Raw genomic sequence first — 16,799 nt, 5'->3', positions numbered from 1 at the left:
CTTAATGGCTTGTCATTTGACCCACAGGGATGTGGGAAATGCAGTGGCAACTCTGGGAGAGTTGCCTGTCCAAACTAGATTTGGAATCTGCTCTTTTTTGATGGGTTACGCTACGCTAACCCATCCTATAAGAGTTTCTTATTCTGGTGTAGTGGATAAATTATCCTGGAATGGGCAGGCACATTAGCACTGCCCCTACCGAAGGATTACTGAGTTCAGGGTCGGGCGAGCGCAGCTCGCCCCTACGGTTTGTTACGACTTATTGATTCAATGACTTCATATCAATGACGAAGCGGTATTTAACATCGGATTCGATGATACTTTCATAGGCGTTGTTGATGTTTTGGATGTCGATCATTTCAACATCGGAGACGATGTTGTGTTCGGCGCAGAAGTCGAGCATTTCCTGGGTTTCTTTGATGCCGCCGATGAGTGATCCTGCGATGCGTTTACGTTTCATGATCAGGCCACCACCGTGGATGTCGGGCAATGGTGCAATGGCGCCGACGATGACCATGGTTGAGTCGCGTTTGAGGAGTGCGACGTAGGGATTGACGTCGTGCGGTACCGGTACTGTGTTGAGCAGGAAGTCGAAGCTGTTGGCCTGTTGTTTCATGGCGTCTTTATCTTTGGAGATGAGGACTTCATCGGCGCCGAGGCGTTTGGCGTCTTTGCCTTTGTCGGGCGAGGTTGTGATCATGACGACATGCGCGCCCATGGCTTTGGCCAGTTTGACGCCCATGTGGCCGAGGCCGCCTAAACCGATGACGCCGACTTTATCGCCTTTTTTGACGTTCCATTGGCGTAGCGGTGAATAGGTTGTGATGCCTGCGCATAAGAGAGGCGCGACGGCTTTGGTATCGAGTTTTTCGGAGACGCTTAGGACGAAGTCTTTGTCGACCACGATTTTGTCGGAGTAGCCGCCCTGGGTGATGCCGCCGGAAACAGGATCTTCGCTGTTGTAGGTGGCGATCATGCCGTTTTCGCAATACTGCTCCAGGCCTTCGTCACAGGAATGGCAATGACGACAGGAATCAACCATGCAGCCGACACCAACCAATTGACCGGCTTTGAATTCTGACACACCCTTACCCACTTCGAGAACGCGACCAATGATTTCGTGGCCGGGAACAATGGGGTATTGAGTGCCGCCCCAGTCGTCGCGGGCAACGTGGATGTCGCTGTGGCAGACGCCGCAATATTCAATATCGATGAGCACATCGTTGTCGCCAACGGCGCGGCGTTCGATGTCTAAGGGAGCGAGATCTTCGGTTGCTGAGGGAGCTGCATAAGCGGCTACTTTCATGACTGTCTCCTTGGAGTAATTTGTTAACCGTCAGAGCATAACACTTTCGAATGAAAGGCGTGTGAAATTGATGGGGGTTTTAGATCCGTAGGGTGGTCCTTGGCCCACCAAAGAATAAAGTCACTGGATTATGAAATACGTCCTGTATTTCACCAGAGGCCAGCTTCGCTGTTCAAAATCGCTCCCTGCGATTTTGTCCGCGGTAAACGACCATAGGAAGTACCTTTAGGTGCCGCGGGATGACAGAGTTTAGTGATAGGCAAGCTATCTTGGTAGGGGCAGCGCCAATGTGCCTGCCCGAAAGACAATACCGACTCGCTTGTCGTTATTTGGTGGGCCAAGGCCCACCCTACTTCTGGGTTTCATTTAGTACCGTGTAGGGCGGGCCTTGGCCCGCCGAGAAAATGTAGTCATTTCTTCGAGAGAAAAGAGCAGATTCCCTAAAGGTACTTCCTTCGGTCGTCTGAATTACCTAAAGGTATTCCCTTTGGTCACAGTTTGGAATGACAAACCTTAAAGAGAAGTGACAATCCAAAAAGCGTGTCATTCCGTGCTACGACACGGAATCTGCTCTTGTTTGATGGGTTACGCTACGCTGGGTCTGCCCCCTTGGGTAAACCCATCCTATAATGACCTTCGGACTTTGGTATTGTCGCCAACCTATCTTGGTAGGGGCAGGCCAATGTGCCTGCCCGATCGTAGGGACAACTCATGAGTTGTCCGTACAAAGAATGGAAGGGCCTACAAAACAGGCAAGCACATCTCTCCCCTTCAATGCAGTTTATGATCTACTCACTTGCATCTTCAATTCGCCTTACGTTAATGTATTCAAGGGGTCAGCTTGATAGGAGGTCATTGTGAACGATGTATCGAGTCATTCGCGCGCTCAGGTGGAGCCACCGGCGATTCTGGTGGATATAGCAGCTGAGGCTGGCGTTGGTTTTAATGGTTCTAACCCTTGGGATATTCAGGTTTTAGACTCGCAGGTCTATCGCCGTATTCTGACCCAGGGTTCGTTGGGGCTGGGCGAGGCATACATGGATGGTATGTGGGAGTGTGCTGCTCTGGATGAGCTGTTTACCCGTTTGCTCAGTGCCGATATCGAGCAAAAGTTGACGGGGATGGCGCGTATCAGGCTGATTGGCGAGGCGCTGCTTCAGAAGCTCGTTAATCGCCAGAAGCGGGCGCGCGCTTATGAGGTCGGCGAAAAGCATTACGATACCGGCAACGATATTTTCGAGGCGATGCTCGACCCGACCATGAACTATTCCTGCGGTTACTGGGCGAAAGCCGATAACCTTGCGCAAGCGCAAATCAATAAACTGGATCTGATCTGCCGTAAGCTGGAATTACAACCCGGTGAAAAAGTGTTGGATATTGGCTGTGGCTGGGGCGGCTTCGCGCAATATGCTGCTGAACATTATGGCGTTTCGGTGCACGGTGTTACCGTTTCCAAGGAGCAACAAAAATTAGCGCGCCAACGCTGCGAGGGTTTGCCAGTTACTATCGAGCTCAAGGATTATCGCGAACTTGAGGGCGAGTTCGATAAGATTGTGTCCATCGGCATGTTTGAACACGTCGGCCCGAAAAATTATCCCACTTATTTCGATACCGCTTTACGATTATTAAAAGACGACGGCCTCTTTTTATTACACACCATTGGTCTGCATCGCACGATTTCGAGAGTCGACCCCTGGATCAATAAATACATCTTCCCCAACGGCAAAATCCCTTCCGCGTTACAAATGACCAAAGCGTTAGATGACCGCTTCGTTATTGAAGACTGGCATAATTTTGGCCCTGATTACGATAAGACGGTAATGGCCTGGTGGCAGAATTTCAACAATGCCTGGGACAAGCTGTCTGATAAATATGATCAGCGCTTTTATCGAATGTGGAAATATTACCTGCATTGTAGTGCGGGATTTTTCCGCTCTAAGAATGGTCAGTTGTGGCAACTGGTTCTATCGAAGCGTGAGCGGCCGGGACGTTACTATTCGGTTCGCTAGGTTTGGGGGTTGCCTGTATGCCTGCCCGCGAACGTAGGGACAACTCATGAGCACCCAACGGGGCAGACCCTTGTCCGTACAAAAGATGGAAGCGCCTTTGAGATGAGCGAGCCGAGCTCTAACCAACACGGTTTAACCTGATAGAAAGAGCAAAGTCACTGGATCCCGCGGTTAAACCGCGGGATGACAGAGTTTAGTGATAGACAACCTATCATCTTGGCAGAGGCAGTGCCGGTGTCCCTACAATAGATTATGGCGCACTCCTACCCCATAAAGTCTTCGAAGAACCAGGCGGCGAATGCGTGGCGGCCGGGTAGGTTGGCTTTTTGGTAAATTTGCGAGGCTTGCTGGCGGACGGATTTTTCTTTGATACCTCTAACTTCGGCAATTTCGTTGAAGCTGAGGCCTTTAAGAAGAAGATAAGCGGTATCGATTTCGCTGCCAGTCAGATTCCATTCGTCAAATTGCTTGCGAATCACTTCGCTGTATTCTTTACGCGCTTCCTGCATTTGCGATTTCTGTTCCTGAAGTAGCTGTTTACTTTCCCGAAGTTCTGTTTCAAGGCCCGCCACAGCAGTTCGCTGGCGAACGACCTGCATGATGAGGTAGATGATGACCAGCGCTGTGACCAAAATCATGAAGGCTTCGACGTATAAATGATCAACTTTCGCTTTGAGAGTGATATCGGTATAGAGATCGGAAATATCGAATGCAATGATGATCGTCAAAAACGCGATTAAGAACCAAATCTTGCTACTTTTCAATGTGATACCTTAGCTTGTTTATTTTCATAAAAGACGCTGTATAGACAAATGTACCCCATTTAAGTTCCTATCTCCAATAGCGGTTGTCTGGGCCATGGTCTTTTGTCCATTGTTGCAATCTTGCTAAGCCCCATGATTGACCTATATCAATTTAGGTTTAATCACATGACGCTATTTATTCGTAAACAGCTTGGCTTTTTAGGGCAGTTCTTTTTGCTTGCCCTAACCCTTTTGACGATTTCTCGTTTAGCTATTGTGTTATGGCAATGGCCACGAATTGAGGGGGCTGATGAAATTCTGGCTATTTTTATCGGTGGCTTACGCGTTGATCTGGCGACTTTATCGCAACTGCTATTCCTGCCGCTATTGGCCTTAGCTCTCCATGCACTGACTCCATTCAATGGTCACTGGCTTTCGCGAGCTATAAAAGTCTACAGCTGGGTGGTTCTGTTGCTGCTGGTTTTGATGGAGCTATCGACACCGACCTTCATTAGCGAGTACGACACACGCCCCAATCGTTTATTCTTCGAATATCTCAGCAGTCCTAATGAGGTATTTGGGATGCTCTTCAATGGCTACCTGCTTGAGCTGGTCATTGGCACACTTCTGTTAGTCGCAACTGGCTGGCTCACTCGTCAATGGCTGAAACGCCAACGCGGTGAGGTTGCTGTATTCAGCCCAGCCAGCTTTTTATTTCTATTACCATTATTGGTTTTGCTATTGCTTGGTGCTCGCTCGGGTATTCAGCACCGCCCAATTAACCCCGCAATGGTCGCCTTTTCCAATGACCGCATGCTTAATACCTTGCCTCTGAATTCAACCTACAGTGTCATGTATGCCTTATATCAAATGGGCAATGAGACTTCTGCTGCCAAACTTTACGGCGAAATCCCTGAAGCAACCATGTTGCAAATTATTGGCCAGCAATCGCAGGAACTAGGTCAACTGGTGCCTTCGGATATGCCGAGCCTGCATCAACTGACGCCAAGCCAGTCTTTTCAGAAGCGCAACCTGATTATTGTGGTTGAAGAAAGCCTCGGCGCTCAGTTTGTGGGTTCGCTCGGTGGGAAGTCTTTAACCCCTAATATCGATCAATGGCGCGACAAAAGCTGGTTCTTCGAAAACCTTTACGCAACAGGCACTCGTTCTGCGCGTGGCTTAGAAGCCATTACCACTGGCTTTTTGCCCTCGCCTGCTCGCCCAGTATTGAAGCTACCTAAAGCACAGGGTAATTTTTTTAGCCTGGCCGGGCTTCTTTCAGAGTACGGTTACGAAAGTAGTTTTATTTATGGCGGCGAAAGTCACTTCGATAATATGAAGGGATTTTTTCTGAACAATGGTTTTGATTTGACTATCGATCAAAATGATTATGCCAATCCGTCTTTTGTCGGCAACTGGGGTGTCAGTGATGAAGATCTTTTTGATCAGGCACTAAACTATCTTCAATCAGAGACGGGACAGCCTAAATTCAGTTTGATTTTCACATCAACAAACCACACGCCGTTTGAGTTTCCGGATGACAAAATTGAGCTTTATGAAGAACCTAAGCAGACGGTAAATAACGCAGTTAAATATGCAGACTATGCTTTGGGAAAATTCCTACAAGAACTCGAAGCGAAAGGCATGATGGAAAACTCTGTGGTTATGGTGGTTGCTGATCATGATGCCAGAGTATGGGGCGATTCCCTGGTGCCTATCAATCATTTCCACATTCCAGGATTTATTATCAGCCCGGATATAGAGCCTAAAATTGACAGCACACTGGTCAGTCAAATTGATTTGGCACCAACCCTGTTATCGCTACTGGGCATTGGTCATCAGGTACCCATGTTAGGACATGACTTAACTCAGCTCCCCGTCAACTATCAAGGGCGAGCGATTATGCAGTATGGTGATAATCAGGCGTATTGGGATGGGCAGGAAGTGGTTATTTTGCGTCCTAATCAACAGCCAATAACTTATCCATACACGGATGGACATTTTGGCAAAGAGTCGGCTCATGACACTGAGCAAGAATTGCTGGCACTGGCTTACGCACAATTTGCCAGCTGGGCTTATGATAAACAGAAGTACCGGTTGAATTGATACCAAGAGCTATTGGTAGGGGCTGTGGCTGCGTGACTCGAACGTAGGGACAAGTCATGACTTGTCCCTACAAAAGATAGAAGCGCCTTCGGATGGGCGAGCACAACTCGCCCCTACAGTAAGATTATTACTCGTACTAGTCCTGCCTTATACCTATTTCATTTTTTATTTTTTCAATAAAGGATTCCACATCACTGCGCATCAATAAGTTTTTGGCCAGCACAAGTTTGCTGCCATCGGTTAGAGCTGCAGTAACATGAAAGACCTGCTTGCTGCCAACGCTCATATTGCTGTTAGCGGTAATACTTTCAATTTCATTTCGTTGGATGATTTTTGGCGCAGACATTAAGAGATGGCCTGATGCGACTTGCAACTGCCCTGCACTGACCGTTACTTCACTTTTATAAGTTAATTGCCTTAAACCCAGTATCAAAAATAAAACACCGAAACCGCCAAAAGCGATTAAGAAAATGATTGGTGCATCGCCGAATACATTAACCCCTATGCCAATCGAGCCGAAAATCAAACCAAAAAAGATTAAGCTAACAGCAAAGCTCAGGTTACGAAAGGCAGAGAAATAATAGCGATTACCTTGTGAGGTGACTGAGTCTTCGAGGCCTAAGTTTTTCCAGCTTCCTAAATGATTTGGACCACCTGACCCTGCATCATTTGAGCTATCAAAGCCTGAAGCAAAGAGATCCGTTTCAGCTGCTTCTAGCGCGACGCGGTGCGCAACCACATACCCCGGAACGATAAACTGCAACTTAAGATCGATACCCGGTTGTTCTCGTTCTATTTGCAACACCCACTCAACACGATTGTTTTGATTAGAGTCATCCGATTGCGGAAGCTCTTCCGGGACTTTAAATTCAAATTCGTAGCTTGAGGTGTTGTGCCCTTTAATAGTAGAGCGAACACGGCGATCATCTTGCCAAAGAATGGTTGTTTTAGTGCTACGATTCTTGCCGCTTCCCGTTGTGATTTTACGTTGGCAAGTGAGCGTAACAACTGCCTCTAACGGCTTACCAAAGGACTGATTATTAGCCTGGTCATTTGGTACTTCGATGGTTCCGCGATTGATGCCACCGATGGCGATCGGTGTTTGCTGCAAAACCAGCTCGCTGGTGCCGTATTTTTTATGACGCATAAATGCGATATAGGCTGCGACTAATAAGCCAACTCCCACCAAAGGGAATAGCAGAACAAACAGTATTGGATAATCGAAGGTTTTAAAAAATTCAATCATCGCCATTACTGAAGCGGGTATGGCGATCAGGTTCCAGAAAATGGCGAAGCCAAGCAAGACTTTAAAACCAGTTCCCGTAGTAGCTTTGAATCGATTGGTTTGCCATTCATCCTTCCAGTTCCAGGGTTCATCGGGGAACAGTTGTTGCAACTCTTGTTCTTTGCTGGCTTTCTTTTTGGCATAGCGCCCAAACAGCATGATGCCAAGCCCTACTCCACCAAACACAAACAGGAATATAGACTGGAATCCCAGCATGCCCCAACGGATAGACTTGTCGATGACTGCTTGATTGGGATTATCAGGGTTCACATAGGCAGTTATGGTTTTTTTATTATTTTTGACTCGAGAAAGTTTGTAATAAAAGTCTTGTTGATAACTGCCTATATTATCGGTGCCGGTATAGAAGTTGAGTTGATTTGAGCTGTAGCGCTGACCATTGAATTCATATTGAAAGCTACCCTTGACGCCATAAGTGGTACTGTCGTCGCCGCGCGATATGACCTGCTCAACATGGGTTATGGTTGCTTCGACTGGTTGCCAACCGCGGGCTTCATAAGCGTCATAAATAGAGACCAGGCCCCATAAGAAAATACCCACTCCAGCAAAGAAAAATATCGCTCCAAAAGCGGTCAAACAGCCTGAACCAGCTTTATTGGCACCCTTTTTTATCGTTTGTCTTCCGTCTGTCATTGTTAAACCCCAATTATTTATATTTTTTAATCATGAATTCAATGAGTTATCGAAGAATAGCATAGATTTGAACTTTGTCTCATATTAGCCAAGACCGATGCACTTTGGTAGTACCTCTTTGCCCTCAAAAAACGGTACAATACCGCCATATTTTTGTCCGGAGATTAGATTTTATGGTTATTAAGCCTAAAGTTCGTGGTTTCGTATGTACCACAGCACACCCACATGGCTGCGTTGCCCATGTTAATGAACAGATTGAATACGTTAAGAATAATATGCCAGTGGACGCTGAAGCTGGCCCAAAAAATGTATTAGTGATTGGCTCATCAACCGGTTATGGCCTGGCCTCACGAATTGTGTCGGCTTTTGGCTATGGCGCGAAAACATTAGGTTTGTTCTTTGAAAAAGAGCCCACTGAATCCAGGACAGGTACTGCGGGCTGGTATAACAACCGTGGTTTTGAAATCGCAGCCGACAAAGCAGGTTTATGGAACAAGAGTATCAATGGTGATGCATTCTCCAATCAAGCCAAAGAAGACGCGATTAAAATCATCAAAGAAGAAATGGGTAAAATCGATATGGTGGTTTACTCATTGGCTTCTCCTCGTCGTCAGGACCCAGAAACCGGTGAAGTTTATAAGTCAGTATTGAAGCCTATCGGCGAAGCAGTGACCGAAAAAACCTTGAACACTGATAAAGGTATTGTGCACGACATCAGCATTGACCCTGCAACCGACGATGATATTCAGAACACCATCAAGGTCATGGGCGGCGAAGATTGGGAGCTTTGGATGAAAGCTCTTGATGAAGCTGGCGTTCTGGCTGATGGCGTTAAGACAGTTGCTTACACTTACATCGGTAAGAAACTGACCTGGCCTATTTATGGTCACGCCACTATCGGTAAAGCGAAAGAAGATCTCGATCGCGCATCTCATGCGATTCATGCCAACTTGCAGGACAAATACAATGGTACAGCCAACGTTGCTGTTCTTAAAGCCGTTGTCACGCAGGCAAGCTCGGCTATTCCTGTGATGCCTTTATACATTTCACTGCTATACAAAGTGATGAAAGAAAATGGCGTACATGAAGATCCGATTCATCAGATTAAAGGTTTAATCATGGATCAGATGTATGGCGATGATGAGATTTATGATGATACTCGTCGCTACCGTCTGGATCTGAAAGAGCTTGATGATTCGATTCAAAACAAAGTTGAAGACTTGTGGCAAATTGCGTCGACTGAAAACATCAATGAGATTTCAGACTACAAAGGTTATCAGCATGAATTTTTCAAACTGTTTGGCTTTGAAGTAGATGGCGTTGACTATGACGCGGATGTTGATCCTCGTATTTAAATCCTGCTAATCATCTGATTGTTTAAAAAACCGGTAGCTTTGCCGGTTTTTTTATTTAGATGTATATAAAAGTTAAATTCTCTTCAAAGCCCCGCCACATGGTGGCTGTAGCGAATTAAACACTCTGCAAGTCAAGAAAAATACCCAGTTAATACCTCATTTTTATAAAAAATTCTGAACTCTGAAATTTAGACCTGTCGGACATCAGGAGGGCGCGTTTGCCCAAAGTTTGAAATTTATTGTTATGTGCATGAGGAGAATTTATGAGACTTACAACAAAACTATTAACCCTACCATTAGCTAGTTTATTCGCAATTGCATCGGTACAGGCGAACCAGCCGCCAGCGAACCAAGTTCCAGCGGCTCAACAGCCAGCACAGGTTCAGTCGCAACAAAAGGCCATGGAGATACAGGCTAAGTTAGCCAATGTTCAGAAACAGGTTATTGAAGAAAATACCGAACTTAAAAAGCAGCAGGATGAGCTGCAAAAAAGCTTTAATGATGTAGCTGCCGAAGCAGGCTTCCCTAAGGAAAAGGAAGAGAAGTTTGTCCAACTACAGCAGAAATTACAAAAAGCGGATCCAGCTTCCGAAGAAGCCAAGAAGATGCAACAAACGTTAGCTAAATACCAGCAAGACTTCATTAAAGCTCGCACAGCGATCATGAATGATCCTGAATTACAGAAAAAACAAAAGGACTACCAATCAAGCTTAATTGCTGCGATGACGGAAAAAGAACCTAAAGTACAAACATGGATTCAGGAATTGAATAGCATGCGTAGTAGTGTTCAGTAATTTGGATGAGCTTATAATATCGATGTAAGCATCGATTAGGTTAGGCAAATTAAAAGCCGTTTACTACAAAGTAAGCGGCTTTTTTATTTCTGGTAGAGGTAGGGCGTGCCTCTGTGCCTGCCTGAACGTAGGGACAACTCATGAGTTGTCCGTACAAACGACTTAGCACACGATGAGTTCTGGTAGAGGCAACCTGCCAAAGAGAAAAGAGCAGATTCCAAATCAAGTTTGGAATGACAGCCCTTAAGCCATGTCATCTGACCCACAAGGATGTGGGGAATGTTCCAAAGGGAATCCCTTTAGGGAATCTGCTTTTTATGATTGATAAGAGTATATTGGAGGGGCAGGCCAATGTGCCTGCCCGAATGGTTATTACAATGGATTGATAGTGTTTGGTGCAAAGGAAATAATCGTAGGTTGGTGATGAGCGAAGCGAATGCGAGCGTAGCCTGCCCTTGGGTGCAACAATGGGTGTATTAAAAGCTGTTGGGATTCGCTTCGCTCATCACCAACCTACATAAGAATTGAAAAAATCCCGTAAGATCAAATTCTGATGTAGCTTATCTTTCAACATCCAATCGGGCGAGCGCAACTCGCCCCTACAGTTTGACGCGTATTATTTTGTTGGATGGCATTTCTTTGATCCAACCTACGATTACTGCCTCTACGCCATACAAATAAAAACGTAGGGTGGGCCTTGGCCCACCGATACAAATTTCACAATGACTTTCCAACACCAGAAGATTTCTTGCAGACAAAAAAAGAGCCCACCTTTCGGTGGGCTAATGGCTTGCGCATTGATAAGCTGCTTTCTATTCAGCTTCTAGCAGAATGCTAGTCTCAATAGAATTTAGCTGGGGATAAAACACAATTGCTGTGTTCATCTATATAGTAAGCATAAACCGTGCCAAAATTTTTATCTATTTGATTTGGTTGAGAAATGTTAACTAGTCGATCCGTTTTTTTATGACTTATTATGTTTTTTGTAAAAGATTCTGACGTTTTCTATTGTTGCTTCAAACCAAGCTCATTTATCAAAGCTAAAAAAAAGCCTGCTTCATTAAGCAGGCTCTTCTCTGTGCTTTTAATTAGTAGTTCGTTCTAAAATAAAAGTTAATATCTTCAATCACTCTATTTAGTACCTTATTGTCAGCTCCCCAACCTGACCAGGCGCTGGCATCTGCATAGAACTCAGGGTTTCCAATCGACTTATTAGCATTAATGTCATCCATTGAAACCTCCATTAACACAGCTGAACCTCCCGCTATTGCACCAGCAAAAATTCGAGCGGCTGTATTAACGAACTTAATTTCTTTTATGTGCGGCTGAATAACCAATGTTCTCTTGCCATTAGGTACAACTTTAGATGCATCACCAACCATTTCAAACTCCACGTCTTTAAATGTTGACGCCATCAATTGCTTTAAATAGTTATCCATTTTATCTCTGGCTGATTGGTTAGAACTATGTTCTGCAAAATCTGGAGAAATGGTGATTGGAGCTAATATGACCCTTTCATAGGCCCTAAATGCAGTTTCTGGTGCCTCAGCCGGACCTTCAGGTTTCGTTAATCGTGTAGCACATGCGCTTAGCGTAATTACCATTGAGATAATTAGTAAATTTCTTATTGTCTTCATAAGTTCCCTCGGTTTAATAGTTATAAAAAACCTTGGGATTCTCTCAGAAAGTTACGAAATTGACAATATTAGGCCAACCAACCCAACATCTGATACAACATAGCAATGCGGGTATCCAGATCTGACTCTTCGAGTACTGCCTGTTTTTGTTTTTCGGTGATGGGCATGTATTCGGTTAACCGCTCCAACACAAAACCAAGTTCAGTCCAGCGCTCAGGCACATCCAGAATATCCACTTGCGGATGCTTAGACAGATCGCTGAGTAAATGAAGTAGCTCCGATTGATCGTCAGTTATTGCCCGTTGTTTTAAAGGGTCAAGCCAGGACACATTGGCGGTGATGAGTTTGTCCGGCATGACGGTTTGACTGTTGATACGGAATCGCTTTTGGCCAAGACAGGTGATCAGCAATAAGCCATTATCTTTCTGGTCGAAGTCGACGATTTCGACATAGGTACCAAATTCAAAGGGGGTTGCAGGAATACCTGCTTCATTGCCTTTCTTAATCAAGGTTACGCCGAAGCCTTGTTGTTGCGATAATTGCCTGGCGATCATATCCAGATAGCGTTGCTCAAATATTTGTAATCTGAGCACGCTATCAGGAAAGACTACCCGCTGCAGCGGAAAGATAGGGATGACACGATTGCCTTCTTGCTCAGGCACGAAGTCCGGTACCTCGGTTCAACAAGTAAATCGATAGACTGGTTAATGCCACGATGAAGACCAGAATAAGGACAAATGCTATTTCGATGCCAATATCAGAAGCGCCCAAAAAGCCATAGCGGAAAGCATTAACCATATAAATAATAGGGTTCGCTTTTGAAACGGCCTGCCAAAACTCTGGCAATAAGCTGATTGAGTAAAAGACACCACCGAGATAGGTTAGTGGCGTCAGAATAAAGGTTGGTACAATTGCCACGTCATCAAACTTGCGAGCAAATAGCGCGTTGAGGAAACCACCAATCGCGAACAAGACTGAGGTCAAAAAGACCACGCTGACGACCACAAAGGCATTATAGACTTTTAACTCGACGAAAAATGAAGCAATGATGGTGACGATAAGACCGGTCAGTAAACCGCGTAAGACACCACCGCCGACAAAACCAAACAGGATCACCCAGTTTGACACTGGCGAAACCATCATCTCTTCAATCGAACGCTGATATTTCGCGCTGAAAAATGAGGACACCACGTTGCCGTAGGAACTGGTGATTACTGACATCATAATCAAGCCCGGTACGATATATTCCATGTAACCAAAGCCGTCCATTTCACCGACGCGTGAGCCGATAAGATTACCGAAAATCACAAAATACAAGGTCATGGTAATCGCTGGCGGAAGCAAGGTTTGCGACCAGATACGAGTCCAGCGGATAATTTCTTTGGTGACAATGGTTTTGAAAGCGACATAATTCATGAGGTCTGCCCTCCCGCTTGATCTTCTGTCAGTCTCACAAACAACTCCTCTAAGCGGTTGGCTTTGTTACGCATACTCAATACAGTAATCTCCTGTTGGCTCAGAGCTGCAAAAACGCCATTCACGCCAGCGCCTTTATGTACATCTACTTCCATGGTTGTTTCGTCTCGACGACGCACTTCATAACCATCAATTTTTGGCAGTTGTTCTGGCAAACCGGTGGTATCCAACACAAAAGTTTCCATGTCCAATTTTGCTAACAAGGATTTCATGTTGGTGTTTTCAACAATCTCACCATGATTGATAATCGCGATATTACGACACAGACTTTCCGCCTCTTCCAGATAGTGGGTGGTCAGAACAATAGTCGTGCCCTTTTCATTCAAATCCTGCATGAACTCCCACATCGAGCGACGAATTTCGATATCCACGCCTGCAGTTGGCTCATCCAGAATTAATAGTTTCGGATCATGAATTAAGCCGCGCGCAATCATCAGGCGACGCTTCATACCGCCTGATAATTCTCTTGCTGGGCTGTTGCGTTTGTCCCACAAACCGAGTTGCTCCAGCAATGGCTGGGCGCGTTTTTTGGCTTCTTTGCGGCCAATACCGTAATAGCCTGCCTGCTGCCAGATAATTTGTTCAACACCTTCAAAGATGTTGAAGTTAAACTCCTGTGGCACCAGCCCCAGCATTTTCTTGGCGTTAGTTAAGTCACTATCAATATCATGACCAAACACTTGCACATTGCCGCCGGACTTATTAATCAGTGAACTGATAATACCGATAGTGGTTGATTTACCAGCACCATTCGGGCCAAGCAATGCAAAGAAATCACCCTGCTCTACTTCCAGGTCAATCCCCTTCAAAGCCTGCACGCCGTTTTTATAGGTTTTGCTTAAATTCGAAATAGATAATGCTTTTGTCATTTAATTACCATGCTTATGTTTGTTTCGGTGGGCCAAGGCACACCCTACAAATTTGTATGATTCTAAAGCTTGGGCAGACACATTGGTCTGCCCCTACCAAGAGCGAGAATCTGCGGCCCTGAAAAAAAGTAGGGACAAGTCATGACTTGTCCGTACACAATACTTGATGCCTCAGCACAAACATCTAGAACTAATCTTTGGAATAACCCCATCTATGACCTAAGGTGTGGGCAATATCCAAATGATCAAGGATCCGCGCCACTACGAAATCGACCAGGTCTTCAATGGTCTTGGGTTCATTATAAAAACCCGGCGAGGCTGGCATAATGGTCACGCCCATTTCCGATAGCTTGGTCATGTTCTGCAGATGGATAGTGTTATAGGGCATTTCGCGTGGCACCAATAACAATTGTCCGCGTTCTTTCAGCACTACATCGGCGGCACGTTCAATCAAATTATCGGAGGCGCCATGCGCAATCGCACTCAGGGTGCCGGTGCTGCAGGGGCAAATAATCATCTGCTTAGGTGCGCTGGAACCGCTGGCCACTGGTGCCATCCAGTTGTCGCTGGAAAATGCTTTGATCTTTCCTTCGGCAATGCCTAAATGTTGTGACAGCTCTTTCTCAATAACACTTGGGGCCTTGCTGACCTGCACCTCGACCTCAGTGGCAAATACCACGCGGGCTGCGCTGGATAGCATTAAATAGACAGTGTCATAATGCTGTGCAAGTTGTTCCAGCAAACGCAACGCATAGGGCGCGCCGGAAGCACCGGTCACCGCCAGCGTGATTGCTTTGCCTGTTTGCTTTAAACCCGTGTGCATTAAAGAAGATTCGCTCATTAAGCCGCCAATTGTTGCAATAGTTTCTGATGAATGGCACCAAAGCCGCCATTGCTCATCACAAGAATGTTGTCGCCCGATTGTACCATTTCCTTCAATGAATTCAGTATTGAATCCACATCGGGCAATATTTGCAGACTATCGAACTGATTGACCTGCTCTACTGGAAATTGCCAGTCAAATTCAGCTGGCTTATGAATAATCACTCGATCAGCACCTTTCAGCGAAGCCAGCAAGGTATCTTTATGAATCCCGGAGCGCATGGTCGCCGAACGCAAGTCAACAATCGCAATCACGCGCTGTTCGCCGACTTTGGCGCGGAAGCCGTCGAGCGTGGTTTTTACCGCAGTCGGATGATGCGCAAAATCATCATAGACCTTCACCCCACCAGCCTCGCCTTTGAGTTCCATACGACGTTTAACGTTTTTAAACTCAGCCAGCGCATCGCAACAATGACTGGCAGGAACACCTGCATGACGGGCTGCAGCAATTGCGGCCAAGGCATTGTTCACATTATGCAGGCCAATCAAAGGCCAGTTCACTGCACCTTGCTTTTGTCCGGCGAAATACACCTCAAAATGACTGCCGTCATCTTGCAGCAACTTATATTGCCAGCCCTGTTCGTCGCCAATCAGCTCTTTGCCCGACCATAGTCCACGGTCAGCCACATCCTGCAAATTGGCATCTGCTTTAGGATATATGACCAGACCATTACCCGGCACAATGCGCAACAGATGATGGAATTGAGTTTTAATCGCCTCAAGATTCGGGAAGATATCCGCATGATCATATTCAAGATTGTTCATGACCAAAGTACGCGGGCGATAGTGAACAAATTTGGAACGTTTATCGAAAAAGGCAGTGTCATATTCATCGGCCTCGACCACAAAGAATGGTGATTCGGTCACTCGTGCCGACAAACCAAAATTCTCTGGCACACCGCCAATTAAAAAACCTGGATTAAGATTGGCATATTCTAATATCCAGGCCAGCATACTGGCTGTGGTGGTTTTGCCGTGGGTTCCTGACGCGGCCAGCACCCACTTATCATGAAGAATATTCTCGGACAGCCATTGCGGGCCTGAGCGGTACTTTAAGCCCTGCTCCAGGACGTATTCCACCGAAGGATTACCGCGCGACATGGCATTACCCACCACCACACAATCGGTGTGCTCAGGGATATGCTCAGGGTCAAAGCCCTGAATCAGCTCAATCCCCTGCTCTTCCAGCTGCGTGCTCATTGGCGGATAAACATTCTGGTCACTACCACTGACCGAAATACCGCGCTGTTTCGCCAGCAAAGCAATCCCGCCCATGAAAGTACCGCAAATGCCAAGAATATGAATATGCATGTTATCGATGTTGTTTCTAAGATGTGGGGATAATCATAAGCGAAGCAGAAAAATCCGTCATCTATTCATTAGAATTAATATTATTTAACTTACAGAGCATACTTTAGCGCCCTGCTTGCATCTGAATACATAACATCCCTTAAATATTGGTTTCGCTTCTCAGCGAGTTACTTTTCTTACGTGGATAAGAAAAGTAACCAAAAGAAGTCCACCCCGTATATTGAGGTCGTCTAAACGACTACCTTCACCCCCATCAAGTCACTTAACGCACCGTAAAATACGTTCCATCCCTGTCCCGAATTTTACTATTCAAAACGTCCTGTTTTGAATTGCTATGACTGGCTGGAGGTTCAGCTCAATATAAATGGGGTAATT

13 protein-coding genes are annotated in these 16,799 nt (G+C 45.8%); 4 read left to right on the top strand and 9 right to left on the bottom strand.

Translation table 11 applies throughout. From position 1 onward, the window contains the following. Positions 1-259: 259 nt before the first annotated feature. Positions 260-1,306 carry an NAD(P)-dependent alcohol dehydrogenase gene (locus tag ACYTXU_RS01620; protein ID WP_462207860.1) on the bottom strand — a complete coding sequence of 349 codons (1,047 nt, stop codon included), beginning with the start codon at positions 1,304-1,306 and terminating at the stop codon, positions 260-262. Between the two features lie 857 nt (positions 1,307-2,163). Here ACYTXU_RS01620 and cfa point away from each other — a divergent pair. Next, positions 2,164-3,315, top strand: coding sequence for a cyclopropane fatty acyl phospholipid synthase (gene cfa / locus ACYTXU_RS01615; protein ID WP_462207858.1), 1,152 nt, complete (start codon positions 2,164-2,166; stop codon positions 3,313-3,315). 263 nt (positions 3,316-3,578) lie between these two features. Here cfa and ACYTXU_RS01610 read toward each other — a convergent pair whose 3' ends face one another. Continuing rightward, a complete protein-coding gene (locus tag ACYTXU_RS01610) occupies positions 3,579-4,079 on the bottom strand; it encodes a helix-turn-helix transcriptional regulator (RefSeq protein ID WP_462207857.1) in 501 nt (166 codons plus the stop codon). A gap of 165 nt (positions 4,080-4,244) precedes the next feature. Between ACYTXU_RS01610 and ACYTXU_RS01605 the strand changes: the two genes are divergently transcribed. Beyond that, on the top strand, positions 4,245-6,164 hold the full coding sequence (locus tag ACYTXU_RS01605) for an LTA synthase family protein (protein WP_462207856.1): 1,920 nt from the start codon (positions 4,245-4,247) through the stop codon (positions 6,162-6,164). 136 nt (positions 6,165-6,300) lie between these two features. Here the strand turns inward: ACYTXU_RS01605 and ACYTXU_RS01600 are convergent, their stop codons facing one another. Next, positions 6,301-8,100 (bottom strand): DUF3592 domain-containing protein, encoded by a 1,800-nt coding sequence (locus tag ACYTXU_RS01600; protein WP_462207854.1) that lies wholly within the window; start codon positions 8,098-8,100, stop codon positions 6,301-6,303. A 173-nt stretch (positions 8,101-8,273) separates the two neighbouring features. Between ACYTXU_RS01600 and fabV the strand changes: the two genes are divergently transcribed. Both fabV and ACYTXU_RS01590 read left to right on the top strand, forming a co-directional pair. Continuing rightward, complete coding sequence (gene fabV / locus ACYTXU_RS01595; protein ID WP_462207853.1) at positions 8,274-9,455, top strand: enoyl-ACP reductase FabV; 1,182 nt, start codon at positions 8,274-8,276, stop codon at positions 9,453-9,455. Between the two features lie 263 nt (positions 9,456-9,718). After that, positions 9,719-10,249 (top strand): hypothetical protein, encoded by a 531-nt coding sequence (locus ACYTXU_RS01590; RefSeq protein ID WP_462207852.1) that lies wholly within the window; start codon positions 9,719-9,721, stop codon positions 10,247-10,249. 1,088 nt (positions 10,250-11,337) lie between these two features. On the opposite strand, the gene ACYTXU_RS01585 is transcribed toward ACYTXU_RS01590, so the two are convergent. The 6 genes from ACYTXU_RS01585 to mpl all read right to left on the bottom strand — a co-directional run bounded on the left by ACYTXU_RS01585 (position 11,338) and on the right by mpl (position 16,424). Further along, on the bottom strand, positions 11,338-11,886 hold the full coding sequence (locus ACYTXU_RS01585) for a hypothetical protein (protein WP_462207850.1): 549 nt from the start codon (positions 11,884-11,886) through the stop codon (positions 11,338-11,340). A 68-nt stretch (positions 11,887-11,954) separates the two neighbouring features. Next, positions 11,955-12,548, bottom strand: coding sequence for an LON peptidase substrate-binding domain-containing protein (locus tag ACYTXU_RS01580; RefSeq protein WP_462207849.1), 594 nt, complete (start codon positions 12,546-12,548; stop codon positions 11,955-11,957). Beyond that, entirely contained in the window at positions 12,541-13,302 is a 762-nt protein-coding gene (locus tag ACYTXU_RS01575; RefSeq protein WP_462207848.1) for an ABC transporter permease, read from the bottom strand. The genes ACYTXU_RS01580 and ACYTXU_RS01575 overlap by 8 nt, the downstream gene beginning before the upstream one ends. After that, positions 13,299-14,231 carry an ABC transporter ATP-binding protein gene (locus ACYTXU_RS01570; RefSeq protein ID WP_462207847.1) on the bottom strand — a complete coding sequence of 311 codons (933 nt, stop codon included), beginning with the start codon at positions 14,229-14,231 and terminating at the stop codon, positions 13,299-13,301. Before ACYTXU_RS01570 ends, ACYTXU_RS01575 begins: the two co-directional genes overlap by 4 nt. A gap of 190 nt (positions 14,232-14,421) precedes the next feature. Continuing rightward, entirely contained in the window at positions 14,422-15,072 is a 651-nt protein-coding gene (locus ACYTXU_RS01565; RefSeq protein WP_462207845.1) for a flavin prenyltransferase UbiX, read from the bottom strand. Then, positions 15,072-16,424: a UDP-N-acetylmuramate:L-alanyl-gamma-D-glutamyl-meso-diaminopimelate ligase gene (mpl, locus tag ACYTXU_RS01560; protein ID WP_462207843.1), complete on the bottom strand. Its 1,353-nt coding sequence runs from the start codon at positions 16,422-16,424 to the stop codon at positions 15,072-15,074. Before mpl ends, ACYTXU_RS01565 begins: the two co-directional genes overlap by 1 nt. Positions 16,425-16,799 lie beyond the last annotated feature (375 nt).

This window comes from Kangiella sp. M94 (assembly GCF_054926195.1).
The sequence above is the reverse complement of the archived record's forward strand: the minus strand, read 5'-3'. Positions and strand labels throughout refer to the sequence as shown.